Genomic DNA, 24,392 nt, shown 5'->3' with positions numbered 1-24,392 from the left:
CACGCCTGGCCCGAGGCGCGTGCGGCCTCCAGGGCCCCGCTACTCGGACTCCTCGATCTCGGTGACGCCCCGGTCGTTCACGACGAGACTCCTTTTACCGTCGGATCGCGCGCCGGTGCTCCGCACCGACGCGTGTCCGTGGGGGCGAACGCCACACACCGTACTTGAAAACGGTTTTCATTTACAATAGCTTTACCCCATGAATCCCCAGAAGCTCCTTGTGTCCCACCACCGTGCGGGGCGCACGCACGCCGTCAGCGGCGGGGCCGTGAGCGAGCTCGGCGACGCGGCCCCGGCCGAACACGCCGGGGTTCCCGCGCTGCCTCCGCGCGGCCGGGGAGCTCCGCACCGGCACAGAGGCGGGCCGTGGCCGTCGATCCCGGCGGGAGGAGGTTCGCGGTCACGCGGGGCTGCCACGGACAGCTGCACGTGACCGACGGGGACGAACTCGCCACCGTCGCCGTGCCCGGCCCGCTCGCCGAGGGCGGACACCTCCACCGGTGCGGTGGCGGTACCGACACCATCGGGCAGTGAGGAATGAAGGCCCGCCCTCTGGGCCGACGACGGCTCGGTGAGTTCGGTGCCCCGGACACTCCTGAGGGCGTCGAGCACCTGCGCCGGATCTCCCCCGGAACGCGCCATGGCTCTCACCCCCGGCTGCACTCCCCCTCGCTTTCTCGGCGTCGTGCCCGCTGAGGACTCCCGGGTGAACGCCGCCGACACCGCGGCGGTCGTCCGAGCACTGCGGCGCGCAGGCGTCGACGCCACCGTGCGGCACGTGCCGCGCCCCGGCCACGGCGGCAACCACCTCGACAGCCTCCACCTCCTCTGGGCGACCGTCCTCGGCCTCGCCGCCCTGACCGGGTCACGCACGACCGGGTCACAGACCACCTGAAAGAGCAACCACCGCTGATGGCAAGAACAACCACGGGGAGACGCGCGTCGGCCTCCCTCCACCTCCTGCTACGCAAGGCGCGACCGGGGGGTGACGCGCCCGACGGCCTGCGGGGGCCTTCCGGAACCACGGAAGCAGCCGGCCGTCGACGACGCGGCGCCCTCGCCGTTCGCCTTCTCGTTCCGGCCCTCGTTCTCGTCCTGGTGGCGGTCCTGCTGCTGTCGACGACCATCGGGACGATCGCCGTCTCCCCGACGGATGCCCTGCGCATCGTCATCGGCCACCTCGTGCCCGGCATGCCCTGGATGTCCGACGGGTCACTGAGCACCTTGCAGGACAACGCCATATGGCAGTTCCGGCTCCCCCGCGCGCTCCTGGCCGCGACCGCCGGAGCCGCGCTCGCCCTGGCCGGTGCGCTGATGCAGGCCGTGGTGCACAACTCCCTGGCCGAGCCCTACATCCTGGGCGTCTCCGCCGGCGCGGGCGTCGGCGCGGTGTCGTTCATCGTGCTGGGCATCGGTGTCAGTTCCCTGGGGATGGGAACCGCGGCGTTCGTGGGAGCCCTGATGGCCACGGCGGCCGTCTACCTCCTCGCCCACAAGAACGGGCGCATCGCACCACAGCGCCTCATCCTCGCGGGAGTCGCCCTCGGCTCCCTGTTCAGCGCCGTGACCAGCTACCTGACCATCGCCACCGACGCCCAGAACGTCTTCAGCATCATGTTCTTTCTTCTGGGCTCGGTCTCCGCCGCCACGATGGGACACCTCGCCCTGCCTGTGGCGGCCCTGGTCGCCGTGGGACTCTACGCGGTGTTTCGGGCGCGCGCCCTCAACGCCCTGCTCATCGGGGACGACGCGGCCGCCTCACTGGGCGTCAACGTCAACCGGATGCGCAGCGGGGTCCTCATCGCCGCGGCCCTGCTGACCGGATCCGTGGTCGCGGTCTGCGGCGGCATCGGCTTCGTCGGTCTGATCATCCCCCACATCTCACGCATCCTCGTCGGCGCCGATCACCGGAAGATGCTCCCCGTCGCCCTTCTCGGGGGCGCGGCGTTCCTCGCGACCTGCGACCTGCTGGCCCGCACCCTCGCCGCCCCCTCGGAGATCCCGCTGGGCGTGCTCACCGCGCTGGTCGGAGCGCCCTTCTTCCTGTGGCTGTTGCGACGGGACCGCGCGGGAAGCGTGGGGGTGGACCGATGAGGGTGGACATCGAGAACCTGGCCGCCCACCGCGGTGGACGGCCGGTCGTGAGCGACGTGAACATCCAGGTGCCCTCGGGCACCGTGCTGGGACTGCTCGGTCCCAACGGGAGCGGCAAGTCCACACTGCTCCGGGTGGCCTCCGGCCTGGCCGCGCCCTCGTCCGGACGTGTGAGCCTGGACGGCACCGACATCACCGCTCTGAAACGCACGGACCTGGCGCGCCGTGTGGCGGTGATGGCCCAGGAGCACAGCGAGGAGTTCGAGATGCCCGTGCTGGACATGGTCCTGCTCGGGCGAATCCCGCACGGACGCGGATACGGCCGCGACTCCGACCAGGACATCGCCACAGCACGACAGGCCCTGGAACGCGTGGGGGCCGCACACCTGGCGGACCGCTCGTTCTCCGCCCTGTCCGGCGGTGAGCGGCAGCGGGTCCTGTTCGCCCGCGCGCTCGCCCAGGACACCCCGGTCCTGGTCCTCGACGAACCGACGAACCACCTCGACATCGCCCACCAGATCGAACTCCTCGATCTGATCAGGTCCACCGACCGCACCGTTCTGGTCGCTCTGCACGACCTGAACCTCGCGGCGCGCTCATGCGACACCGTCGGCGTTCTCCACCAGGGACGCCTCCTCTCTCTCGGCGCTCCGGAGGAAGTCCTCCACACCGACCTGATCCGCTCGGTCTTCGGTGTGGACTCGACCGCGGTCGCCCACCCCCTTTCCGGACGACGCCATTTCCTCTTCGACTCCCGCAGCCCGGAGAGACCGAACGGCCGTCCCCCGACCCACCAGTTCTCCCGAACCCAGGAAGAGACCGAAGCCCCATGACACATCCCTCGACCGAGACCCCGTCGGTGTTCCGCGGCCGTCTCCCGAACCTCGCGGTCGCGTGCGCCGCGCTCGTGACGCCGTTGCTGCTGACCGCATGCGGCACGGGAGTCGTCAGCCCGGAAGAGACCGCAGGCGCGGAGGAAGCGGTGGTGATCACCAACTGCGGACGCGAACTCTCCTTCGCGACCACGCCCACCAGCATCGTCGGGATGATGCCCTCCCAGACCGAACTGCTCATCCGGCTCGGTGTCCAGGACTCCCTGGTCGGCCAGGCCCAGACCGCCGTCTCACCGTTGTCGGACGACATCGCCGAACACGCGGCCGACGTCCCCGAACTCAGCACCGACGCTCCGCCGGCACGTGAGGACCTGCTCGCCGTCGAACCCGATCTCGTCGTCTCCCCCACGGAGTACGAGTTCACCGCCGAGCAGGGCTTCGCCGGAATCGACCAGCTGAACCAGAACGGCGCCGAGGCCTATGTGGCGACCGGGGGATGCGCGGAGCGCCGCGGCACCGCAGAGGTCACCGACCTGTTGACGGACATCGCCAACCTCGGTGAGATCCTGCGTGTTCCCGACGCCGCGGAGGAGCTCACCCAGGAGTCGGAGGAACGGCTGGCCGACGTCGAATCCGCGATCAGCGGCTCGCCGCGCCCCACCGTCGCCCAGGTCTTCATCGAGGGCAACTCGCTGTCGGCCATCGGCGCCGGCGTCGAGGCGGACATCATCGCCACGGCCGGCGGGGACAACGTCTTCGATCCGGACTCCCCCGAGTTCGCCGACTTCTTCGCCGCCGAGATCAACCCCGAGGAGATCATCAGCCGTGCCCCCGAGGCCATCGTGTTCGGGGTGAGCGGGCCCGGGAACGAGGAGCGGTCGCTCGACTACCTTCGCAGCACCTTCCCCGACCTTCCCGCCGTGGAGAACGACCTCCTCATCGCCGTTCCCTCCAGCGATCTGCACCCCGGCACCCTCGGGAACATCGAGGCGGTGGAGACGATCGCCCAACGCCTCTACCCCGACGCGTTCTGAGCCAGGGTCTCCTGCCGGAGCGAAGGCCGGGCCGTTCCCCTGCGTCGGTGACGACCCGTGGGAGGGCCCGGCCCCTCGCCTTCGAACCCACCGCGTCCGGGAGGGGGCAAAGGCGTCCCCGCGCCCGGGCGCGTCGGCGCCGCACTGCCCCCGCCACCTCACACCCCTGCTTTGCCTCCGGAGTAATCGAACCTTATTATATTCGCATGAGTGAAGGTAAGAAGGTTTGCAGCTTCGGACCGGACAGCCCCTACGTGGATCTCGCGGCAGAGGTGTTCAGACTCCTCGCCGACCCCACCAGAATCAGGATCATCCTGGCCTTGCGCGAGACCGAGCACTCGGTCGGCGAGCTCGCCGAAGCCGTCGGCAAGTCGCCGACCACCGTCTCCCAGCACCTGGCCAAACTGCGCTGGGGCCGGATCGTGGCCACCCGCCAGGACGGCACCCGGGTCTTCTACCGCCTCCGGGACGAGCACGCCCGGGAACTGGTCGCCCAGGCGGTCTTCCAGGCCGAGCACGCCCTGGACGAGACCCCCGCCCACCACCGCGCCGGAGTCGATGGGCGCCCTCACCAGGACACAACCGCCTCCTGCCCCGCCGCGGACACCGGCGACACCGCCCAGGAACAGGCATGACACCGCCCCGGGCTCCGGCCGTCGTCCGGGACCGTGTCCTGCCCCGGCCGCCTTCGGTCCTCGCCACCGGCCTGAGGCTGCCCGAGGTGCGCTGGGCCCTGGCCGCGCTGGCCCTGTTCCTCCTGGGCTGGGGGCTCCAGCTGGGCGGCGCCCCGGCGCCCCTGTGGTGGAGCTTCTACCTGGCCTGCTACGCCACCGGCGGCTGGGAGCCGGCCCTGGCCGGGCTGCGCGCCCTGCGCGGGAAGACCCTGGACGTCGACCTCCTGATGATCGTCGCCGCCATCGCCGCGGCCTCGATCGGCCAGGTCTTCGACGGGGCCCTGCTCATCGTCATCTTCGCGACCTCCGGTGCACTGGAGGTCGTCGTCACCCGGCGCACCGCGGACTCGGTCGACTCCCTGCTGAACCTGGCCCCCGAACAGGCCACCCTCCTGCACGGGGACGGCACCACGACCACCGTCGCCAGCCGCGAACTGGAACCCGGGGAGCGCATCCTGGTCCGCCCCGGGGAGCGCATCGGCGGTGACGGAACCGTGGTCGGGGGAACCAGCGAGGTCGACCAGCAGGCCATCACCGGTGAATCCGTGCCCGTGGTCCGCGGGGTGGGCGACGAGGTCCTCTCGGGCACCGTCAACGGCACCGGGACCCTCACCGTGCAGGTCACCCGGCCCGCCTCCGCATCCGTGATCGCGCGCATCGTCACCCTGGTCGAGGAAGCCTCCGAGACCAAGGCCAGGACCCAGCTGTTCATCGAGAAGGTCGAACAGACCTACTCCTTCGGAGTGGTCGTCGCCACCCTCCTGGTACTGGCCGTGCCGATGCTGTTCTTCGGCCACGCCTTCGAGGACGCGCTGCTGCGCGCGATCGTGTTCATGATCGTCGCCTCCCCCTGCGCGGTGGTGCTCTCCACCATGCCGCCGCTGCTGGCCTCCATCGCCAACGCCGGCCGCCACGGCGTCCTGGTCAAGTCCGCGACCGTCATGGAGGGCATCGGCCGCACCACTGTGGTCGCCTTCGACAAGACCGGCACCCTCACCGAGGGCGCCCCCGAGGTCACGGACATCGGTCCCGTGACCGGCCACGGCGCCGACACGGTCCTGGCCCTGGCCGCGGCGGTCGAGCACTACAGCGAACACCCCTTGGGCCGGGCGATCGTGCGCGCCGCCGCCGAACGCGACCTGCCCCTGGAGGAGGTCACCGGCTTTCGGGCCCTCCCCGGACTCGGGGTCGTCGGCCGTGTGGACGGGAGTACCGTGACCGTCGAGCGGGGCGCCGCCGACTCGTCCACCACCGGCACCCTGGTACAGGTTCGACGCGACGGGTCGCTGATCGGAACGATCACGCTGACGGACCGGCTGCGTCCGGACGCCCCCGCGGCGGTCCGAGCCGCAGCCGGTCTCACCGGGGCTCCCGCGGTACTGCTGACCGGCGACAACCCGGCCGCCGCGGCCACGGTGGCCGAGCGCACCGGCATCGGCACGGTACACGCCTCTCTGCTGCCACAGGACAAGGTCGCCCTCGTCACCGGCCTGGAGGCCCGGGGCGAGAGGGTCCTGCTGGTCGGCGACGGCATCAACGACGCCCCCGCCCTGGCGGCCGCCTCCACGGGGGCGGCCATGGGCCGCCGGGGCTCGGACCTGGCCCTGGACACCGCCGACGTGATCATCGTGCGGGACGAGCTCGGCTCGGTGGCCAACCTGGTGCGGCTGTCCCGCAGGGCCCGCCGGTACGTGATCGCCAACCTCGCCATCGCCGCCACCGTGATCACGGTCCTGGTCACATGGGACCTGGTCGCCACGCTGCCGCTGGCGCTGGCGGTGGCCGGACACGAGGGGTCCACCGTGCTGGTCGCGCTCAACGGCGCACGCCTGCTGCGCCGATCCGCCTGGGAGGCGTGAAGGAGCGGGCCTCCCGGAGGCCCGGTCATCAGGGCGACCGGCTTCCGAGGCGGGGAGGACGGCCGGGACGGCCCGAGGCCCCCCGCACCGGAAATCCACGGAAGAGAACGCTCCCCGCCCGCCGGAACCCGCTGCGGCGCCGTCCGGGAGGCGTTCGTGCGGAGGCAGGCGGCGGCCCCGGAGGTCAACCTGCCAGTTGTCGCTCCAGGTCCGAGGCGTCGTGCAGGGCTGTCATCTGCGCGAAGCGTCCGTCCCGGATCTCGTAGACGGCGTATTCGACGATCTCGAACGAGGCTCCGGTGGGAGCCGCTCCGAGCCATTCCCTCACGGGGGTCCCCGTGTTGATCGCACGGACCGCCGCGCGGTCGCCGTCGACGAGGAACTCCCGGACCTCCCGGTGGAGGTCCGGCACTGCTTCGATGTCCGCCTTCTGGAGCGCGATGACGGCGTCCCGGGTGCCCGGAACACCGTTCAGCACGACTTCGTCGTGGATGAACTCGTCCATGCCGTCGAACTTGTGGGCGTTGAGCTCCCCGACATAACGACGGTAGAACTCGTGGATGTCAAAGTCGGCCATGATCTCTTCCTCTCCGGGCCCGGTCGGGAGCCGCACCGGAATCCTGACGACTCGCGACGCCCTCCGCGGACCGGCCGTGACGGCGGTCGCTTCTGCTGCTCCTCCGGGGTCCGCACGTGCTCACCAGGGCAACTCCCCGAATTCGTCCTGGAAGGTCCCGGTCGGGCCGTGCGCGTCGAGACTCGCCAGACGCACGACGGCCCTCGCGCTCTCCGCGGGCGGCGAGAATCCAAATGAGATGAGCTCTTACGAGGTGGTGCGTGTTAGCGGGTGAGGCACGGTGAACCCGCTCGTGGTGCTGGTCAGGTGTTCGCGGTGCGGTCGGAGACCGGCCCGGCGATGGCCCGATGGGTACCGGGAAGGTTCTCGCGCCGGTGCGTCTGGTGCGTCAACTGCTTCCAGCGCTTGTGGTCGGCCGGGGCGTGCTCGGCGGTGATTCGATCTGCCGCATGCGCGTGGCGGTGGTGCTTCCACTGCTCGTGGAACTCGGGCAGAGCACTCTTGTTCGGTTTGCGCGGCGGAGTGGTGGCCTTCCCCGGGTGGTCGCGTCACGGTCCGAGGCAGCCGTCGCCGAGCAGTACTTCCACCTCGGGGAGATGCCTGGAGCAGGGGTCGATGCCCTCGGTGCACACCGCGGTGGCCTCGTGCGTCCGCCCGGTCCGCATGGCGTCGGTCCACAGCGTGCACCCGAGGTGGTGAGCCACGACGGTGGTCTTCATCGTGCTTGTGCGTCTTCTTGCCCGGGACAAACGCCCGCCGGCCGCCCCGCTCGGGGCGGCCGGCCCTGTACCTGGGTGGTGTCCAGCCGCGGTTCCACGCCTTGGGCCCGGGGATGGGCGAAGACGTCCTGCACGGTGCGCAGGCGCACCCCCGTACGGTTCGGGGCCGCGTATCCGCGCTGGGCCGACAGGGGGCGGATCCGGCCGGCGGCGCGGGGGAAGAGTGGAGCGGTCCACACCGAATAGCAGGTCCAGGACCGTGTGCGGCGGGTCGTGGCGCAGGTGGATCGAAGTAGCCGCCGGCGGTCGGTGAAGACCAGGCGGTGTCGAGCGCCAACCCTGGCGCCCCGTTTCCTCGGCTCGCTGCGGACCTGGTCCCGGTGGGCTTCAACGGCCGTCTCCCAGGGGGCCAGTTTTTCGACGAGTGCGGCCAGGTGGTGTCGGGAGGCGCCGGTGAACCAGGGGTGGGCCAGGACCGCGCGGTTGAGCTTGATCGCCAGGGCCAGGGCATGCCACGGCCCTCCAGCGAAGCCTCACCCCCTATCACACACCAACTCGTTAGAGGCCCAGAGCCAACGCTTCGGTGTCCGATGACACCAAGTCCCGATAGTAGAAGTGATCCTCGAACTCCGCCGGTGGGACCAGGCAGCCCCGGTGGGCTCCGGGTTCACCCTTGGCGCGGATCGAGTACCGGCGTTCGCGGGGTGACCGCGAGATAAGTGCCCTTTCCGACTGCCTCGAGCATCCCTCCTCCAGTTATGTCGACCGGAGGTTCGTTTTTCAACAATTCACTCCAAGGGAGTTCACGACCGACATCATACGCCTCTCGGACTTTTCCACGAAGCCGGACACCGCGTTCCCGTTCCAAGGCGTGAATCCGTCGAGCCCGGGCCGTGAGTTGCTCTCGGCCTTCCTCGGAGTCGTGTTCTTCGGGCAGACGGTCCGCAAGTCCGAATTCCTGGCTCTGCGAAGAGGTTGCGAAGTCCTGCGTTTCCTTCACGAGGATGGCGATTTCCCTTCGCAGCTGCTCGCAGGCGGTGAACAGTCCTCGGGAGAGACCCACCTTGATACCGGTGTCGTACAAAGGAGCGGTGATGAAGTCATCCACGTTCTCCCGCCCCATGAGGTCCCGCGAGTTGACCGGAGGCCGGTCGCGCAGTCGCGCACGCATCTGCTCGGTCATGGAATCCCGTTCCACCAGTGTGAGGCTGCTGCGTGATCGACCGGGGGAGTCGGATCGACTCTCCGCCACAGGGACCACCGTGAGTCGGTCTCGCTCCAAACTGCTGAGGTACAGGTAGATCAGCATCTGGGAACGGGCAAGCTCGACCAGCGCTGCGGGATCGGTCAGTCCTGACCTCGCCCCCGAACTCGGACCTGACCCCGACCTCGCCCCCGAACTCGGACCTGGCCCCGACCTCGCCCCCGAACTCGGACCTGGCCCCGACCTCGGCCCCGAACTCGGACCTGAGGGGCCGGGGTCAGGGGCAGGCCAACTACCAGGGCCACCGGTGGCGATGTCGTCCACGGTCATGAACACCTCTTCCTCGACGCTGGCCCCGCACAGAACAAGCCGGTGGGGTACGTCCTTGACCAGTGTGCTTCCGGCCAGGAGTTGGTCTCGCCCCTTCCGCAACTGCGGCAAGCCGATCCGTCGGGCGGCTTTGGCTTCCACGAGCCACAGGCGCTGATCCACCGGGTGGATGCCGAAGAGGTCCGGGAGGCTGCCCACAGCGAACCAGGCATTCGTCGCCCCGGGCGGTTTAGCGGACTCTGCGTGCCTGGTCGGTCCGAGTCCCATGAGGCCGCGGCAGGCCCACTCGGTCATGGTCATCCCTAACCGATAGGCGAAAGCACCCTGAGCACTGCGCTCAGCACCCTGGCTGTAGGCGATGCTGGGCACCAATCGCGGGCGTGCCTTGGGAAGGTTCGGGTCGTGTTCCCTCCTCAGGTAGGCGGTGAGTGGTGTGGTCCTGGCCAGTAGTTCGTGAACGGCCCGATGCGGCCGATTGACCAACCACGGGGTCAGATCACGTCCGACTGCCATGGCCGCGTGAAGGATGTCCCGCCATGTCGTCTCCACCAGGTATTCCCCGGTTCTCGGGATCGTGCCCGAAGCGGGCCAGGGCGCTGTCGCCGTGCTCCACTGCGCGTATCGCCTTCTGTCAGGGGCATCACGCACGATCACGGGGATGTACAGGGAGTCGTTCGGTACCAGGATCGGGTCATGAGGAAGAGGGGACATGGGGGATATATTCTCATCTGCGTCCTGCTGGCCTTCCCACTCTGGGAAGTCGCTGCGTCACCCGATTCCACCCACGTTGGCCCTGTCCCCCAGTAGCGTCGAATACACACCCAGGGTGAGAAGCGAGGCGATGACCGATGAGCGTGACCGTGTACGGTACCCCTGGTTGGAGTCTGACCAGGTCAGGGAGCGAACGTTACGGATCCAGCGCGCGCAGGGGCGCCTTCCACGAAAAGCGGGTGGCCCAGGCTCTGGAGCTATGGCTGAGCGAACGCCCCGGCCACTTTCACCTGTTCCACGACCTAACCGGGTTCGACAAGGAGACCGGGGTAGGACCGGATCCCCTAGATCTGGGCAGCACCAACATTGACCACGTCGTGCTCAGCGGGAACGCTTGGCTGATCGTGGACTCCAAGGGATGTGGTTCCGGGACCCTCGGGCTGGATCAGCGGGGCAAGGGAGTCCTGGTCAAGGAAGACGGCACCACTGTAGCCCAGGAGTGGCTCGACAGCAGGCGCTCCTATGCGAGTGCGGGACTGCTGTACCGGCTCACCGACGGGATCAAGGGGCAGGCCGTCTGGATCGTGCCCGACACCACGCTGCTGCACCCCACCGTCCAGCAAGCAGCCTGTGTCCGGAAGGGCGGGCTGGTGCTTCCACTGCGGGCACTGACTGACGGTTTCTTCGACGACCATTTTTCCGCTTCGCAGTCGGTGACCGCACCCGAGCACGTCGCCTGGCTCTCAGAGCACCTCAGCTCGCACGAGCGTTCCTCCGGAGGGGGGAAGCCAGATCACGGCCAAGAGGCAGCGTGCCCCACAGGCAAGACTCCTTGAAAACGGCGAACTCCACCTCCTTATCGAGCCAGTGGTACGCCTGGGTCGGCAATTTTCGAAACCGTTTCCTCTGACGCTTGTTCAGGGCCGACCATATGCGACCCGCAGGCCCCGCAAGCGATGAGCGTTTTACTCGGACTCACCGAAGTCACCACCGAGGGAGTATCCCGCACTTCTTTTCCTGCCCCAAAAGCTCGTCACAAAGAACCATTGGGGTAGTTTTTTACGAGACGGCTTCGACGCGGACAACTGTTCAAGCTTAGGTCCTACTCTCGGGACGGGTGCCGATATGGGGAGGAACCTCGTTTCTCCAAAAGTCAACCCTGTCGCTCTTTGCGACCGGAATGATCGGCAGAAGGGCTCCATCCCGATCACCCTGCCCGCTGACCGAGGCAACGTCGCGACACGGAAGCCACCTCGACACGGCAGAGGTCACCGGCTCCCGGGTTCCCCGCCTCCCTCCCCCTCCCCTACCCGGGGCGGGTCGCGGACATGAAGCGGGCGGAGTAGTACGGCCCCTCGACGGGCTCGACGCGGATGTTCGTCCCCGAGCGGGCGGCGTTGACCATCGTGCCGTCGCCGGCGTAGATGGTCACGTGGGAGGGGGCGGGGCCGCTGCCGGTGTCGTAGAAGAGCAGGTCGCCGGGGGCGAGGGAGTCGAGGGCGACCGCCTTCCCGGCGTCGGCCTGGTCGGTGGTCACGCGCGGGATCCGCACCCCGGCGGCCTGCCAGGCCTTCATGACCAGGCCCGAGCAGTCGAACCCGTCGGGGCCCGTCCCACCCCACACGTAGGGCTTGCCGACCTGTTCCAGGGCCCATGCGGCGGCGGTCCGGCCCTTCTCGCCGCCGGATCCGCTCACGGCGTGCCCTCCGTTCGCGGCGGTGTCGAACTCCTCGTACTCGGCGATGTTGGCCAGGACGTTCTCAACGTAGGTGTCCCAGGGGTTGTAGCGCGAGAGCGCGTCGGTGAGCTGTTCCTCGTGGGTGAAGTCCACCGTCGCCAGGGGGTGGCCGGTGCACAGTTCCGCGGCGGTGGAGGCGGTGGCGTCGTAGACGTTGTGCGGGTCGGCCTCGCCGTCCCCGTCGCCGTCCACTCCGTGCTCGGCCCACCACGCCGGCAGTAACTGGGTTACCCCCACCGCGGCGTCGTACTCCGTGTCACCGTCCCAACGTCCCTTGTCACTGTCCGTGTGGGCGGTCCGGTTGCCACCCGCTCCGGTGCCGTCAAGCCTCGGTCCGACGACGGGCGGGTCGGTGTCCCCGTCGGGCGCGATGGTGTGGCCGGCGGCGTGGTCGGACTCCTCCCGGCCGATGCCCGCCAGGACCGTCCAGCTCATCCCCGTGCAGCCCGGGTGACGTTGCTCCAGGCCGCGGGCTGCGCGCCGGTAGGCGTCGAGGAGGACCGCGGGTATCCCCGGCGCCTCCCCCGCCCGCGCCCGCGCGTCCTCGACGCGTTCGCGCTCGCCGCTCCCCGTACCGACCGCGCCGAGCACCGCGACCAGCACCATGACGAGGGCGGCGGCCCCGACGACCGGTTTGAGCACCGGTCAGGCGAGGTCGACGAGCGGGCGGACACCGCAGTCGGGGTCGCCCGCCCTGCGCCAGACGGGGCGGGTGGGGCCGGGGTAGGCGAGCCGGGCGTGCGTGGTCACGTGGACCGGTACCTGGGGGCCGCCGTCCAGGACGCGGCACAGGCTGGTCAGGCGCCTGGGGCCGGGGACGACGAACAGGACCGGGGTGGCCAGCCGTGTCTCCACGGCGAGGTCGCGGTAGCGGCTGATCTTCTCGGTGAGGCGGACCAGCGGCTCGGTGCCGGTGTCGTACTCGACGAAGGCGTCCAGGGTGGTTCCGTCCTGGCGCCAGCGCAGGTAGCCGTCGGGGCAGACGCGGTGCCCCCAGGCGGTGCGGCAGCGGGCCTCGGACCACCAGCGCTGGAGCGTGGCGCCGGGTGTGGCGCGGGCGGTGGTGGCGAAGCGCACGTAGGTCTGGGCCAGGCCGGTGGCGTGGCCGAGCCGGGTGGAGGCGCGCAGGCGCAGGTGGGTGTCGGGCCGGTAGCCGATCTGCTTCGGGGTGAGGCCGAGCCGGGTGGCGACGATCCGGGCACCCTCGGGTCCGAGTGTCCAGTGGTGGGGCGCGTTCCAGCCGTGGTGGCGGGGTGTGAAGCGGTCGGCGAGGTCGTTCTCGGCGAATCCGAGCAGGCGGCGCTGTGCCGCGCGCGAGGCAGTGCCGGAGAAGAACAGTTCGCCGATCTGCGGGGTGGTCAGGACGCGGTGGAGGTGCAGGGTGTCCAGGATGCGCAGGTCGCGCTCGGTGAGTCGGATGGTGGCCATCAGCGGTGGTGCTCCTGTCGGCGCGGGTCGGTACGTCGGGTGCGTTCGGGCTGCGGGGCGAAGCGGCGGGCGGCCTTGCGGACCTGGCGTGCGCGGCCGTTGACGGGTTCGGGCAGGGGCTCGGTGCGCATGGTGGACGCGGGCAGTTCGGCGGCGCCGTGCAGGGTGCGCACGGCGGCCTGGTGGGGCCCCAGGTGGGAGAGGTCGTGGGCGTTCAGGTGCGGGAGCGTGTGCTGGGCGAGCGTGGCGGCGTCGTCCGGTGAGGTGGTGAAGAAGACCTTGGTGCGGCAGTTCGCGGCCACGGCGGCGCGGGTGGCGGGCGGGAGCTGGCCGAGTTCCTGGTGGGCGATGACCATGGCGGTGCGGTAGCCGCGGGCCTCGGCGAGCATGTCGGCGACCGAGCCGGGCAGGCGCAGGAAGTTCGCGGCCTCGTCCAGGTAGAGGCAGGTGTCCGGGCGCCGGTGCTCGGGCGTGGTGGCGCGGGCGGTGACGGCGTTCCAGGCGGCGGCCAGGACCAGGGTGCCGACGAGCGACGCGGTGTCCTCGCCCAGGCGGCCCTTGGGCAGGCGCATGAGGATCAGGCCGCCGTGGTCGAGCAGGTGGGGCAGGTCGACCGTGGAGGCCCCGGAGGCCAGGACGGACGCGGCCCAGGGTCGGAGCAGGATCGCGCGGAGCTTGTTCAGGAGCGGGTCGGTGGCGGCGGCGCGCATCTGCGGCGACTGGAGCGCGTACCAGTGCCAGAAGTCGTCGAGCGCGGTATCGGGGCGCTGTCCGGTGAGGACTCCCGCCCGGAAGGCGTCGTCGGCCAGGAGGCGCGGGATGTGCCCGATGGTCAGGCCGGGGTCCTGGGCCCGGGCGAGGGTCAGGGAGGTGGCCCTGAGGATGTCCTCGGTGCGCGGCCCCCAGGAGGAGGCGTGGATCCTGCGGAAGATGCCGGTGAGGGTGTCGGCGGCGTGCTCGGGGGTGCCGAGGCGCAGGACGTTGAGCCGGGGCGGCGGCGTCGGGTCGGCCGGGTCGAACAGCACGGTGGCGTCGACGGAGCGTCTGGGCAGGCGGTCGAGGACGTCCAGGACGAGGTCGCCGCGCGGGTCGAGGAGCAGGGCGCTGCGTCCGGCCTCGGCGTCCTGGAGGACCATGCGCGCCAGGAGCGTGGACTTGCCGGAGCCGGTCTTGCCGATGACGTGGGTGTGCTGGCGGGCCTCCGCGATCCCCGTGGCGACGGGGCGGCGGGGACCGGCGTCGGCCTCGCCCAGGACGCGGCCGGCGCGGGGCACCCGCGGGTCGGGGGCGACGCGGCGGGCGCCCGCACGGGTGAGTCCGGGGACGGCTGCGTCGGTGGGCAGGTGGGCGATGGCGGCGAGTTCGGCTGTGCTGAGCAGGGAGCCGCGGGCCAGGTGGCGGCGGCCCGTCCACAGGCCGGGGAAGGGGGTCCACTGGCGGCGGAACCCGTTGAGGCCGGAGGTGTAGGCGGACAGGAAGGCGGTGATGCCCTTGGCCCGGGCGCGCAGGCGTCCGGCCGCCGGGCGGCCGGGGTGCTCGGTGCTGGTCAGGACAATGACCTGGCAGGCCAGTCGGGGTGAGGCGGCCTTGGTGAGGATGGCGCGCACGTCGTCGGCGGTCCCGGGGTACAGGGTGGTACGGCCGCCGCCGCGGAACGGCGTGCCGGTCGCCAGGAGCGGGGCGCCGAGGCCGCGCAGGCGTGCGGCTGCGGTGCGGGCGCCGGCCGCCCGGCGCGGTCCGGCGGGGCGGGCGCAGACGCGGACCACGGCGTGCTGGCCCGGGGTGAGGTCGGAGAGTTCGCCGAACAGGTTGCGCAGGGGGTCGTCGGTGAAACCGGTGCGGAGCGGGTACTGATCGCCGCGGGCCAACCGCTGCCAGCTCCCGGTGACGTGCTCGCCCCGCGGGACGGCGGCGGTGGCGCGGCGCAGGCGGGTGGTGGCGCCGGGCCAGTCGGCGGCCACGGCGCGGGCGAGGGCGTGGGCGTCGACGGTGCCCGGGACCCAGATCTGGATGCGCACCCCGTCGGCGGAGGCGACGTACTCCCAGGCCAGGTGGGGTGGGACGAGTCGGTGGGTCCAGCGCGGGCGCAGGAGTCCGAGGGTGTGGGTCCAGAAGGCGAGGGCGTGGTCGACGGTGGTCCGGGGCGGCGCGTGGATCTCCAGGGTGTGGGCCCCTCGGGAGAGGTAGGCGGTGCGCGCGAGGCGCAGGGCGATGACGGAGGCGGCCCACAGCAGCAGGGCGGCTCCGGCGGTGGCGGCAGCGGTGGCCGGGAACAGTGCGCTCATCGGTCTTCGCCTTCCAGGTGCGCGAGTTCGGCGGGGTCGGTGGTGATCAGCCGGTGTTCGACGGGTGAGGCGAGGGCGCGGAACACGGCGCGGTGGCGGCCGGCGGCCAGGAGGGCGCTGCCGCGTTCGGCGGTGGCGACGATCCGGCGCTCTCCCCGGGAGAGGTGGAAGGACTCGCACACGGCGTCGAGGTTCTGCGGGGCCTGGCGGAGCAGGATCTGGGTGGCGGCGTTGGCGGCGACGGCGCGGCCGAGGTCGGTGGCCAGCAGGTCGGCGACGTCCTGGGTGACGAGCGTGAGCCCGGTCCAGTGGCGGCGGGCGTTCTTGGCGAGGTCGAACAGGTAGCGGGCCCCGACCGGGTCGCGGAGCAGGGTCCAGCCCTCGTCGATGGTGATGAGCCGGGGCCTGCGGTCGGCGGGGTCGCGGGCCCGGCGCCACAGGGCGTCCAGGATCAGGAGCAGTCCGACGGTCTTGAGCTCCTCGGGCAGGTGGCGCAGCGAGACGACGGTGAGGTGGCCCGTGAGGCGGGCGGTGGTGGGTCCGTCGAACAGGCCCCGGCGGGAGCCGTGGGTGAAGGGGCCGAGCCTGGAGGCCAGGGTGCGTGCGGCGCCGGCCTGCTCGGCCGGGCCGGTCCGGTCGCGCAGGGCCGCGCCCAGGTCCGCCATGACCGGTGGTGTGCGGTGCCAGGTGGCGGGGTCGGGGGTGATGCCGCGTCCGGCGTAGGCGTCCAGGACGGCACGGTCGAGGACGGCGCCCTCGTCCGCGGTCAGGGCGCCGACCATGGCGGTCACCAGGGTGTGCAGGAACAGGGCCCGGGTGGTGAGGGCCCGGTCCTCGGCGGCGGGCAGGTCGAAGGGGTTGAGGCGGCCCCCGGGCAGCCCGAGCCGGACGCGGTCGCCGCCGACGGCCTCGGCCAGGCGCCCGTACTCGTCGGCGGGGTCGATCACGCTCGCCTGCACACCGGTGTAGAGGGAGCGCAGGAGTTCGAGTTTGGCGAGGTAGGACTTTCCGGCGCCGCTGCGGGCGAGGATGACGGCGTTGCCGTTGTCCAGGCCGCCGTGGAAGCGGTCCCAGACCACCAGCCCGCCGGAGTGGGCGTTCTCCCCGTGGACGACGGCGGTGCGCCCGGCGCCGGTGGGGAGTTCGGCCCCGGCGAAGGGCATCAGCGCCGCGACGGCCTCGGTGTCCACGGTCCGCCCGGTGCGCAGGGTGTCGGTTCCCAGGGGCAGGGTGGAGCGCCATCCCTCCCAGGCGCGGTAGGTGGCGGGCGACAGGTCGACCAGGATCGATCCGGCCAGCGCCGCCAGGCGGCGCACGTCGGCGTCCAGCTCTTCCGGTGTGGGCGCGTGCACGGTGGCGTAGACGGCGAGCCGGAACAGGCGCGTCTCCCCCAGCGCCACGCGTTCGGCCAGGTCCGCGGCGTCCTCGGCCGCGGCGGTGCGCTGGGGGTCCTCCAGGCGCCCGTGGGCGGTGTCGGTGCGCCACGCCGATTCCAGGCGTGCGCGGCGCCGGCGCAGGCGTCGGGCGGCGAGCGGTCCGGGCACCGGGGTGAGGTGGCAGGCCACGTCCACCCTGCCGGGGAAGGACAGGAGCGGGTCGGCCCATCCGGCGCGCACCTGGTGCGGGTAGCCGGTGACGACCATCGTCCGGGCGAACCAGCCGTCCGCGTCCAGGCGGCGCGGGCGCAGGCGGATCTCGGGTGCGGTCACCGGTGGGCCCCCTCGGTGTCGGCGGTGGGGAGGGACTCCCGGATGAGCCGTTCGGCGGTGGGTCCGTCGCAGGTCAGGGCCCGGACGTCGAGCGCCGCCAGGTGGGAGGCGGTGTCCTCTGCTCGGCGCAGGAGCGCCTCCCCGGCCGTCTCCGGGGCGCCGTCGGAGGTGAGGACGAGCAGGACGCTGTGGCGGGTGGGTTCGTGGCGGGCCTGCAGGTCGTCGAGGAACGCGGCGTGGGCCAGGGCCGCGCGGCGCAGCCCCGCAGGGAGTCGCGGGACGTCGCGGCGCAGCCGCCGGGCGTGCGGGGCCAGGTCCGTGGGGCGCCGCCGGACGAGGATCTGGACGGGTTCGGCCAGGGAGTCGAGCAGGGCGGCGAACGTGGCCAGGGCCCGGCCCTGCTCCTCCCCGGAGAGGAGGTGGAGCGGGACGCTGGTGCAGGCGAGGACGACGGCGGACCTGCCGCCCAGGTCCACCACCCCGTCGGCGCCGACCGCGGGCAATGCCTCGTCCGCCCGCCGCGTGCGGGGGGCGGTCCTCCAACGCAGGGCCGACCAGGCGAGGCGGTCGAGGCCGACGCCGTCCCTGCGGCCGCACGCCAGGGCCCAGGCGGGGCCGAGCAGTACGGCCGCCGCGGTCCCCAGCAGCCACGCCGGCAGGTGTCCGGATCCGGCGGAGAACACGGCCCAGGAGGCCAGTGCCGCGGGGGCCATGAGCAGCAGTTGGCGCGCGGTGAGGTTCCACAGCACGGGTTCGGGGCGGTCGATGTCGGCGGGCACGCGTGCCCGCCAGGTGGAGGCGTCCTGCTCCATGGGGCCGTCCTTCGGTGTCGGTTCAGGTTTTGCGCCGCGGCCGGTGCCGGGGCGGAACGGGTCGGCGGTGCCCGGGCTCGGCCCGGGGCCGTGCCGGCCGGGCGCCGGGGTCCGGAGGGGTCCGCCCGCGCCGCGGCTCGGCGCCGCGGTCCCGTGGCGGCTCCGGCCGGATGGCGGAGGCGTCGGCCCCGGTCGCGGGCGGTGTGCCCGGGCGGCGCGGGACGGCCCGGGGCGTCCCTCCCCGTCTGTCCGGCGGTCCTGCGGGCGGCGGGGCCGGGGCGTTGCGGTGCCTCCGGTGCGCGGCCGCGTCCGCAGGCCCTCCCCGTCCCCGTGGCGGGGCGTGCGCGGGACCCGGTGCGCTCCGGGAGGTGGGGGCGGCGGCCGGCCGGTGCGGCGCGGAGGACGCGGAGCCGGGGGAGGATCCGGAGTCCGGGGTGCCGAAGCGCCAGGTGCGCACGCGCCTGGGGAGGGCGGGGACGCTCGCCTCGGCGCGCGGGCGGCGCTCGACCGCCCGCAGGAGCGCGCCGGTCCGGCCGCCCGTGCTCCGGGCCGCGGCGGCGAGCACCCCTCCCCCTCCGGTGGCGGCCGTGACCCCGACCAGGACCGCGGTCGAGGCCAGGGACCTGGCGGCGTCCGCCGCCGGAGACCTTCCGGCCGGCGGGGACCACACGGCCCTGTAGGCCCACACGGGGATGCGGATCTGGACGTAGACGAGCACCAGGAGCAGGAAGAGGTCGAAGAGGTCGGCCTCGCCGCGCACGATGTGCACGACCCCGAACAGCGCACGGGTGTCGCCCTCGAAGAAGACGCGGGTCAGCGCCACGAACGCGATCGCCTGGGCGACCGGGACGAGGCACACCGCCGCCAGGGTCCGCCACCACATCTGCGCGACCCGGTTGGTCTGCGGCAGCCCGTGGAACATCAGCATGAGCGGGCCGCCGACCATCAGCAGGATCACGATGACCACGCGGACGATCTCCACGATCACCCACAGCACGAGCAGGACCACGAGGACCAGCAGGAACAGCACCACCGCCGAGGTCTCGTCGGCGAGGAAGGGGGTGGACCTGCTGCTCAGGTGGCGGGCGGCGGCGCCGGCGTCGATGCCGTCGTCGCCGACGGCCCGGGCGACGGCGGTGGAGGCCTCCGCCGCCAGGCCCACCACGTTCAGCGACGCGTTGGAGGCGACGAACCCCACCACCAGGCGCGGCAGGACCTCCCTGGCCCCGTACTGGGCCTGGACGCTGTGGTGCGCCATGAGGACGAACCCGGCCGCGAGGACGAGGAGCAGGTAGAGGGCGTTGGCCGTGGCGGACACGCCCTCCCACACGGCGGTCACCCCCGCGGTCGGCCCGGGAGTCGCGAACAGCTTTCCGGCGACCCAGCCCAGCAGGGGGTCCAGGACACCGACGGCCAGCCCGTGGAACCACTGGGTGATGTGGCAGGAGACCTCGAGGGCGCCGCAGTCGAAGACCTCCGCGTAGGTCTCCTCCGTGGCGGCGTCCCCGTGCTCCTCCGGCTCCCCCGGCCTCACCGGCGCCCCCGTCACGAGTCGTAGCCGTTGACGTAGTCCAGGGCCAGGAGGATCACCTCGCCGGAGAAGGCGACGAGGTAGCCCATGCCCGCGCCGGCGAAGGCGCGCTTGGACTTGTCGATCTCCCCCGGCTCGCCGCCCGCCAGGATCCAGCGCAGACCGGCGACCACGGTGAACAGGACGGCGAAGGAGACGGCGATGCTCTGCCCCACCCGGGTCAGGCGCCGGACGACCTCGTTGATGTGGACGGTGTAGGCCTCCACCTCGGCCGCGGCCGGGTCGCCGCCGAGGGCGACGAGCGCCAGGGCCGCTCCCGCCGCGAGGACGCAGGTCCGTGCCGCCGACAGGTGCCGCGTCCGTTTCGTACCGCGCGGATCCCCCATCCCGCCCCCTTCCGCTCGCCTACTGGGAAAGAAGCCGGTGGAGGGGCGGGATTGGACCGGGTAAAGGCGTTCCTTTACCCGGTCCGGACCCTCAGGCCGGCGCCGGGACCGGCGAGCGGGCGGCGACCCGGCCGGAGCGGACCGCGTCCGCCAGGCGCTTCTCGGCGCGGGAGCGCCGCTTGGCGAGCTTCCAGTACGCGGTCCCCCGCTCTCTCGCCAACCGGGCCAGCGGGACGCCCTCCAGCCGGGTGAGGCCGATGACGTACACCTCCGACTCGCTGAGCACGCCCTGGCGGACGGCGTCCCGGAGCACCAGGTCGGGGCTCCCCGGCGGTCGGGGCGCGAGGGCGCCCCGCTCGGGCCCCGCCCCCGCCACCGGGTGGGCGAGGGCGTCACGGCGCGCCCGCAGGCCGGCCCGCTGGGCGCGGCAGCGCAGCATCCACGGCAGCCGGTACCAGCCGGTGTCGATCTCGTGGACGGCGGCGATGAAACCCGCCAGGACCTCCCCCTGGACGTCCTCGGCCGCGCGGCCGTCCAGGCCCTCGCACAGCCGCCGCGCGCACGCCTTCAACCCGGGCACGGCCAGGCCGATGGCGGCGACCATCCACTCCTCCGACAGGCGGGCGTCGGTGATCACCCGCCGCCAGACGGCGTCGCGCACCTGGCGCGCGACCGCGCCCGAGAGCAGGGCCTCGCGCACCTCCAGCAGCGTCGCGGGGCGCGGATCGGTGAACGGTTCGAGCAGGGCGGCGAGTTCTCGCGGGTCCAGGTCCGAACGCAGGAACTCGCGTTCGGCGGTGTGCAGCGGTCCGGTCCACATGGTGTGTCTCCCTCGGTGGGCGGTCGGGACCAGGCCACGAAAGGAGGGGCCGCCCACGCGGGGCCGGCACCGGTCCCGCCGGGCGCACGCGCAGCGCGCACAGCGGGCCGGCCGACCGCTGACACGGGGCCGACCGGGGGCGCACAGAGCCGCGTCGGGCGCCCGTACGGCGGTGAGGCGGCCGGGCCCCGGAACCGCCTCGGTGCGGGGGCTGGGGGCGGGGCGGCCGGGACCGCGCCCGCCGACGGCGGCCGGGGCGACCGGAGTTGGGCAGAACGTGGCCGGGTCTCCCGGAACCCGGGCCCGGGGAGTCACGGTCGCCCCCGCCTGGCCGGCCCCGTCCGGCCCGGGGCGTGCGGGACCCGGGGTGTTTGCCGTACCCGGACGGTCCATGGAACCGGCGGGGACCGCGACCGGGTAAGCCTGGTCCCATGGAAAACCACGACGACCGCATCCGGGTGCGCGGAGCCCGCATCCACAACCTGAAGAACGTGGACGCGGAGCTGCCCCGCGACGCGCTGGTGGCCTTCACCGGCGTCTCGGGGTCGGGCAAGTCCTCGCTGGCCTTCGGGACGCTGTACGCCGAGTCCCAGCACCGGTACCTGGAGTCCGTGGCGCCGTACGCGCGGCGCCTGCTCCAGCAGCTCCCGGCCCCGGAGGTGGACGACATCACCGGCATGCCCCCGGCCGTGGCCCTGGCCCAGCCGCGCACCGCGCCGTCGGTCCGGTCCACCGTGGGCACCCTCACCACGGTCTCCAACACGCTGCGCATGTTGTTCTCCCGCGCCGGGACCTACCCGCCCGGCGCGGACCGCCTGGACTCCGACTCCTTCTCCCCCAACACCGTGGCCGGGGCCTGCCCCGTCTGTCACGGGGAGGGGGTCGAGCACGAGGTCACCGAGGAGTCGCTGGTGCCCGACCCCTCGCTGAGCATCGCCGACGGCGCCGTCGCCTCCTGGCCGGGGGCCTGGCAGGGCAAGAACCTGCGCGACATCCTCGACACCCTCGGGTACGACATCCACCGACCCTGGCGGGAGCTGCCCCGGGAGGAGCGCGAGTGGATCCTGTTCACCGAGGAGCAGCCGGTGGTGACCGTCCACCCGGTCCGGGAGGCGGGCCGCGTGCACCGCAGCTACCAGGGCGAGTACAGCAGCGCCCGGCGGCTGGTGCTCAAGGCGTACGCCTCCTCGGCCAGCGAGGCGCGGCGCCGCCGGGCGGCGGGGTTCATGGTCGACCGGACCTGTCCCGAGTGCGGCGGGAGGCGGCTGCGCCGGGAGGCACTGCGGGTCACCTTCGCGGGCCGCACCATCACCGAGGTGGCGGGGCTGCCCCTGACCGAGCTGGCCGCCCTGCTGCGCCCCTGGCGGGAGGACGCCGGCGCCGCCGGGGCGCTGGCCGGGGAGATCACCGGCCGGGTCGAGGTGCTGGAGGAGCTGGGCCTGGGCTACCTGAGCGTGGACCGCCCGGCCCCGACCCTGTCCACCGGCGAGTTCCAGCGGATCCGGCTGGCCACCCAGCTGGGCACGGGCCTGTTCGGCGTGGTCTACGTCCTGGACGAGCCCTCGGCGGGCCTGCACCCGGCCGACTGCGAGGCGCTGTCGGGGATCCTGCGGCGCCTGCGGGACGGGGGCAACACCGTGTGCTTCGTCGAGCACGACCTGGACATCGTGCACGGGACCGACTGGATCGTGGACGTGGGCCCGGAGGCGGGCGAGCGCGGCGGGAGGGTCCTCTACAGCGGTCCGGTGGCGGGGCTGCGCGACGTCCCCGAGTCGGTGACCCGCCGCTACCTGTTCCACGACGCCCTGCCGGAGAGGCGCCCCCACACGCCCCGCGGACACCTGGAACTGCGCGGGGTCACCCGCAACAACCTCAGGGAGCTGGACGCCGACGTCCCCCTGGGGGTGTTCACCGCCGTCACCGGGGTCTCCGGTTCGGGCAAGTCCACCCTGCTGGCGGCGGTCGCGGACCGCGCCGCCGGGCACGGGCGGGTGGTGTGGGTCAGCCAGCAGCCGATCGGGCGGACCCCGCGCTCCAACCTGGCCACCTACACCGGGCTCTTCGACACGGTGCGCAAGCTCTTCGCCGCCACCGAGGAGGCGCGGGCCCTGGGCTACGGGCCGGGCCGGTTCTCCTTCAACGTCGTGGGCGGGCGCTGCCCGACCTGTGAGGGGGAGGGGTTCGTGTCGGTGGAGCTGCTGTTCCTGCCCACCGCCTACGCCCCGTGCCCGGCCTGCGGCGGGTCCCGCTACAACGAGGACACCCTCCGGGTGCGGTACCGGGGGCGCACCGTCGCGGACGTGCTGGCCATGTCGGTCGAGGAGGCGGAGGGCTTCTTCACCGGGGAGCCGTCGGTGCGGCGGTCGCTGCAGACCCTGGCCGGGGTCGGGCTGGGCTACCTGCGCCTGGGCCAGCCGGCCACCGAGCTCTCCGGCGGCGAGGCCCAGCGGATCAAACTGGCCACCGAGCTCCAGCGCCGCCGGGTCGCCGACTCCGTCTACCTGCTCGACGAGCCCACCACCGGGCTCCACCCGTACGACACCGACGTGCTGATGGGCCGCCTGCACGACCTGGTCGGGGCCGGTGCCACCGTCGTGGCGGCCGAGCACGACATGCGGGTCGTGGCCACCGCCGACCACGTCATCGACCTGGGCCCGGGCGGCGGCTCCGAGGGCGGCCGGATCGTCGCCCAGGGGGATCCGTCGAGGATCGCCGCCGCCCCGGACAGCCGGACCGGCGCCTATCTGAAGGGACTGCTCTGATGCGCCGCGCGCTCTACCTGCCGCCGTTCGGGGAGCTCGCCCACCCGGGCGTGCTCGCCGATCTCGCCGTCCTGGCCGAGGAGGCCGGTCTCGACGGCGTCTTCCTGTGGGACCACGTGGTACGCCCGCTCAACCCCGGTCTGCCCGTCTGCGACCCCTGGATCGCGCTCGCCGCCATGGCCTCGCGCACCGGGCGGATCACCCTGGGCACCCGGGTCACCCCGCTCTCCCGCCGCCGGCCGCAGGTGGTGGCACGGCAGTCGGTCGCCCTCGACCAGCTCAGCGGTGGGCGCTTCGTCCTCGGCGTGGGCCTGGGCGGGGACAACGGCGGTGAGCTGGGACGCCTGGGGGAGGTCACCGCCGCACGTGACAGGGCGAAGATGCTCGACGAGGGCCTGGACCTGCTGCGGCGGCTCTGGAGCGGCGAGGAGGTCCACCACGAGGGTCCGCACTACAGGGTGGACGGGCTGCGCTTCCTCCCGCCGCCGGTACGCCGGACGGGCATCCGCGTGTGGGTCGCGGCCCGGTCCGCGAAGGAGGCCCCGCTGCGCCGCGCGGCCCGGTTCGACGGCCTGTGCCCGGAGGTCCCGCCGGAGGAGCTCCGCGAGATGCTGGCCGTCGTCGCGGAGCACCGGGGCGGCCTGGAGGGTTTCGAGGTCGCCGCGGGAGGCCCGCCCGGTGAGGACCCGGAACCCTACCGGGAGGCCGGGGCGACGTGGTGGCTGCACCAGTTCCCCGAGGTGACCGCGCGCCGCGAGGTGGAGGAGGTCGTCGCGGGGGCCGCGCCCGGCGGAGCGGCCTGACGCCCGCCTCCCGACCGGTCCCGGAAAGGGGAATGCACACGGCATTTCCCTTTCCAAGGACACCGCGTTTCCCGGGGAATGCC

Annotated in this window: 21 protein-coding genes; 10 read left to right on the top strand and 11 right to left on the bottom strand. The window is 72.6% G+C overall.

Annotated elements, in window-relative coordinates; translation table 11 throughout:
• Positions 1 to 366 precede the first annotated feature (366 nt).
• The 7 genes from ABZ234_RS12065 (at position 367) to ABZ234_RS12035 (ending at position 6,494) form a co-directional block, all read left to right on the top strand.
• Positions 367 to 534 carry a hypothetical protein gene (locus tag ABZ234_RS12065; protein WP_355012011.1) on the top strand — a complete coding sequence of 56 codons (168 nt, stop codon included), beginning with the start codon at positions 367 to 369 and terminating at the stop codon, positions 532 to 534.
• Positions 535 to 706: 172 nt separating this feature from the next.
• Entirely contained in the window at positions 707 to 895 is a 189-nt protein-coding gene (locus ABZ234_RS12060) for a hypothetical protein (protein ID WP_355012010.1), read from the top strand.
• 17 nt (positions 896 to 912) lie between these two features.
• Positions 913 to 2,094, top strand: coding sequence for an iron ABC transporter permease (locus ABZ234_RS12055; protein WP_355012009.1), 1,182 nt, complete (start codon positions 913 to 915; stop codon positions 2,092 to 2,094).
• Positions 2,091 to 2,927 carry an ABC transporter ATP-binding protein gene (locus tag ABZ234_RS12050; protein WP_355012008.1) on the top strand — a complete coding sequence of 279 codons (837 nt, stop codon included), beginning with the start codon at positions 2,091 to 2,093 and terminating at the stop codon, positions 2,925 to 2,927. Before ABZ234_RS12055 ends, ABZ234_RS12050 begins: the two co-directional genes overlap by 4 nt.
• On the top strand, positions 2,924 to 3,961 hold the full coding sequence (locus tag ABZ234_RS12045) for an ABC transporter substrate-binding protein (RefSeq protein ID WP_355012007.1): 1,038 nt from the start codon (positions 2,924 to 2,926) through the stop codon (positions 3,959 to 3,961). Before ABZ234_RS12050 ends, ABZ234_RS12045 begins: the two co-directional genes overlap by 4 nt.
• 206 nt (positions 3,962 to 4,167) lie before the next feature.
• The gene (locus ABZ234_RS12040) at positions 4,168 to 4,596 is read left to right on the top strand and encodes a metalloregulator ArsR/SmtB family transcription factor (protein ID WP_355012006.1); all 429 of its coding nucleotides are present in this window, start codon (positions 4,168 to 4,170) and stop codon (positions 4,594 to 4,596) included.
• Positions 4,593 to 6,494, top strand: a complete 1,902-nt coding sequence (locus ABZ234_RS12035; RefSeq protein WP_355012005.1) for a heavy metal translocating P-type ATPase — start codon at positions 4,593 to 4,595, stop codon at positions 6,492 to 6,494. Before ABZ234_RS12040 ends, ABZ234_RS12035 begins: the two co-directional genes overlap by 4 nt.
• A gap of 184 nt (positions 6,495 to 6,678) precedes the next feature.
• Here ABZ234_RS12035 and ABZ234_RS12030 read toward each other — a convergent pair whose 3' ends face one another.
• From ABZ234_RS12030 to ABZ234_RS12020, 3 genes are all read right to left on the bottom strand, one after another.
• On the bottom strand, positions 6,679 to 7,071 hold the full coding sequence (locus tag ABZ234_RS12030) for an ester cyclase (protein ID WP_355012004.1): 393 nt from the start codon (positions 7,069 to 7,071) through the stop codon (positions 6,679 to 6,681).
• A gap of 548 nt (positions 7,072 to 7,619) precedes the next feature.
• Entirely contained in the window at positions 7,620 to 7,790 is a 171-nt protein-coding gene (locus ABZ234_RS12025) for a hypothetical protein (protein ID WP_355012003.1), read from the bottom strand.
• A gap of 667 nt (positions 7,791 to 8,457) precedes the next feature.
• Positions 8,458 to 8,973: a hypothetical protein gene (locus ABZ234_RS12020; protein ID WP_355012002.1), complete on the bottom strand. Its 516-nt coding sequence runs from the start codon at positions 8,971 to 8,973 to the stop codon at positions 8,458 to 8,460.
• A gap of 1,199 nt (positions 8,974 to 10,172) precedes the next feature.
• On the opposite strand from ABZ234_RS12020, the gene ABZ234_RS12015 reads away from it, so the two are divergent.
• A complete protein-coding gene (locus tag ABZ234_RS12015) occupies positions 10,173 to 10,871 on the top strand; it encodes a nuclease-related domain-containing protein (RefSeq protein ID WP_355012001.1) in 699 nt (232 codons plus the stop codon).
• Between the two features lie 470 nt (positions 10,872 to 11,341).
• Here the strand turns inward: ABZ234_RS12015 and ABZ234_RS12010 are convergent, their stop codons facing one another.
• The 8 genes from ABZ234_RS12010 to ABZ234_RS11975 all read right to left on the bottom strand — a co-directional run bounded on the left by ABZ234_RS12010 (position 11,342) and on the right by ABZ234_RS11975 (position 20,744).
• Complete coding sequence (locus ABZ234_RS12010) at positions 11,342 to 12,415, bottom strand: NlpC/P60 family protein (protein WP_355012000.1); 1,074 nt, start codon at positions 12,413 to 12,415, stop codon at positions 11,342 to 11,344.
• A gap of 3 nt (positions 12,416 to 12,418) precedes the next feature.
• A complete protein-coding gene (locus tag ABZ234_RS12005; protein ID WP_355011999.1) occupies positions 12,419 to 13,201 on the bottom strand; it encodes a replication-relaxation family protein in 783 nt (260 codons plus the stop codon).
• The gene (locus ABZ234_RS12000) at positions 13,201 to 15,486 is read right to left on the bottom strand and encodes a type IV secretion system DNA-binding domain-containing protein (RefSeq protein WP_355011998.1); all 2,286 of its coding nucleotides are present in this window, start codon (positions 15,484 to 15,486) and stop codon (positions 13,201 to 13,203) included. Before ABZ234_RS12000 ends, ABZ234_RS12005 begins: the two co-directional genes overlap by 1 nt.
• Positions 15,483 to 17,195, bottom strand: coding sequence for a conjugal transfer protein TraC (locus ABZ234_RS11995; protein WP_355011997.1), 1,713 nt, complete (start codon positions 17,193 to 17,195; stop codon positions 15,483 to 15,485). Before ABZ234_RS11995 ends, ABZ234_RS12000 begins: the two co-directional genes overlap by 4 nt.
• Positions 17,192 to 18,007, bottom strand: a complete 816-nt coding sequence (locus tag ABZ234_RS11990; protein ID WP_355011996.1) for a PrgI family protein — start codon at positions 18,005 to 18,007, stop codon at positions 17,192 to 17,194. The genes ABZ234_RS11995 and ABZ234_RS11990 overlap by 4 nt, the downstream gene beginning before the upstream one ends.
• 22 nt (positions 18,008 to 18,029) lie before the next feature.
• Entirely contained in the window at positions 18,030 to 19,541 is a 1,512-nt protein-coding gene (locus tag ABZ234_RS11985) for a hypothetical protein (protein ID WP_355011995.1), read from the bottom strand.
• 11 nt (positions 19,542 to 19,552) lie between these two features.
• Positions 19,553 to 19,924 (bottom strand): hypothetical protein, encoded by a 372-nt coding sequence (locus ABZ234_RS11980; protein ID WP_355011994.1) that lies wholly within the window; start codon positions 19,922 to 19,924, stop codon positions 19,553 to 19,555.
• Between the two features lie 91 nt (positions 19,925 to 20,015).
• Positions 20,016 to 20,744, bottom strand: a complete 729-nt coding sequence (locus ABZ234_RS11975; protein ID WP_355011993.1) for a hypothetical protein — start codon at positions 20,742 to 20,744, stop codon at positions 20,016 to 20,018.
• Positions 20,745 to 21,175: 431 nt separating this feature from the next.
• On the opposite strand from ABZ234_RS11975, the gene ABZ234_RS11970 reads away from it, so the two are divergent.
• Positions 21,176 to 23,506, top strand: a complete 2,331-nt coding sequence (locus tag ABZ234_RS11970) for an excinuclease ABC subunit UvrA (RefSeq protein WP_355011992.1) — start codon at positions 21,176 to 21,178, stop codon at positions 23,504 to 23,506.
• Complete coding sequence (locus ABZ234_RS11965; RefSeq protein ID WP_355011991.1) at positions 23,506 to 24,309, top strand: LLM class flavin-dependent oxidoreductase; 804 nt, start codon at positions 23,506 to 23,508, stop codon at positions 24,307 to 24,309. Before ABZ234_RS11970 ends, ABZ234_RS11965 begins: the two co-directional genes overlap by 1 nt.
• Positions 24,310 to 24,392 lie beyond the last annotated feature (83 nt).

Origin of the sequence: Nocardiopsis sp. NPDC006198 (assembly GCF_040613895.1) — a bacterium.
GTDB lineage: Bacteria > Actinomycetota > Actinomycetes > Streptosporangiales > Streptosporangiaceae > Nocardiopsis > Nocardiopsis tropica.
The sequence above is the reverse complement of the archived record's forward strand: the minus strand, read 5'-3'. Positions and strand labels throughout refer to the sequence as shown.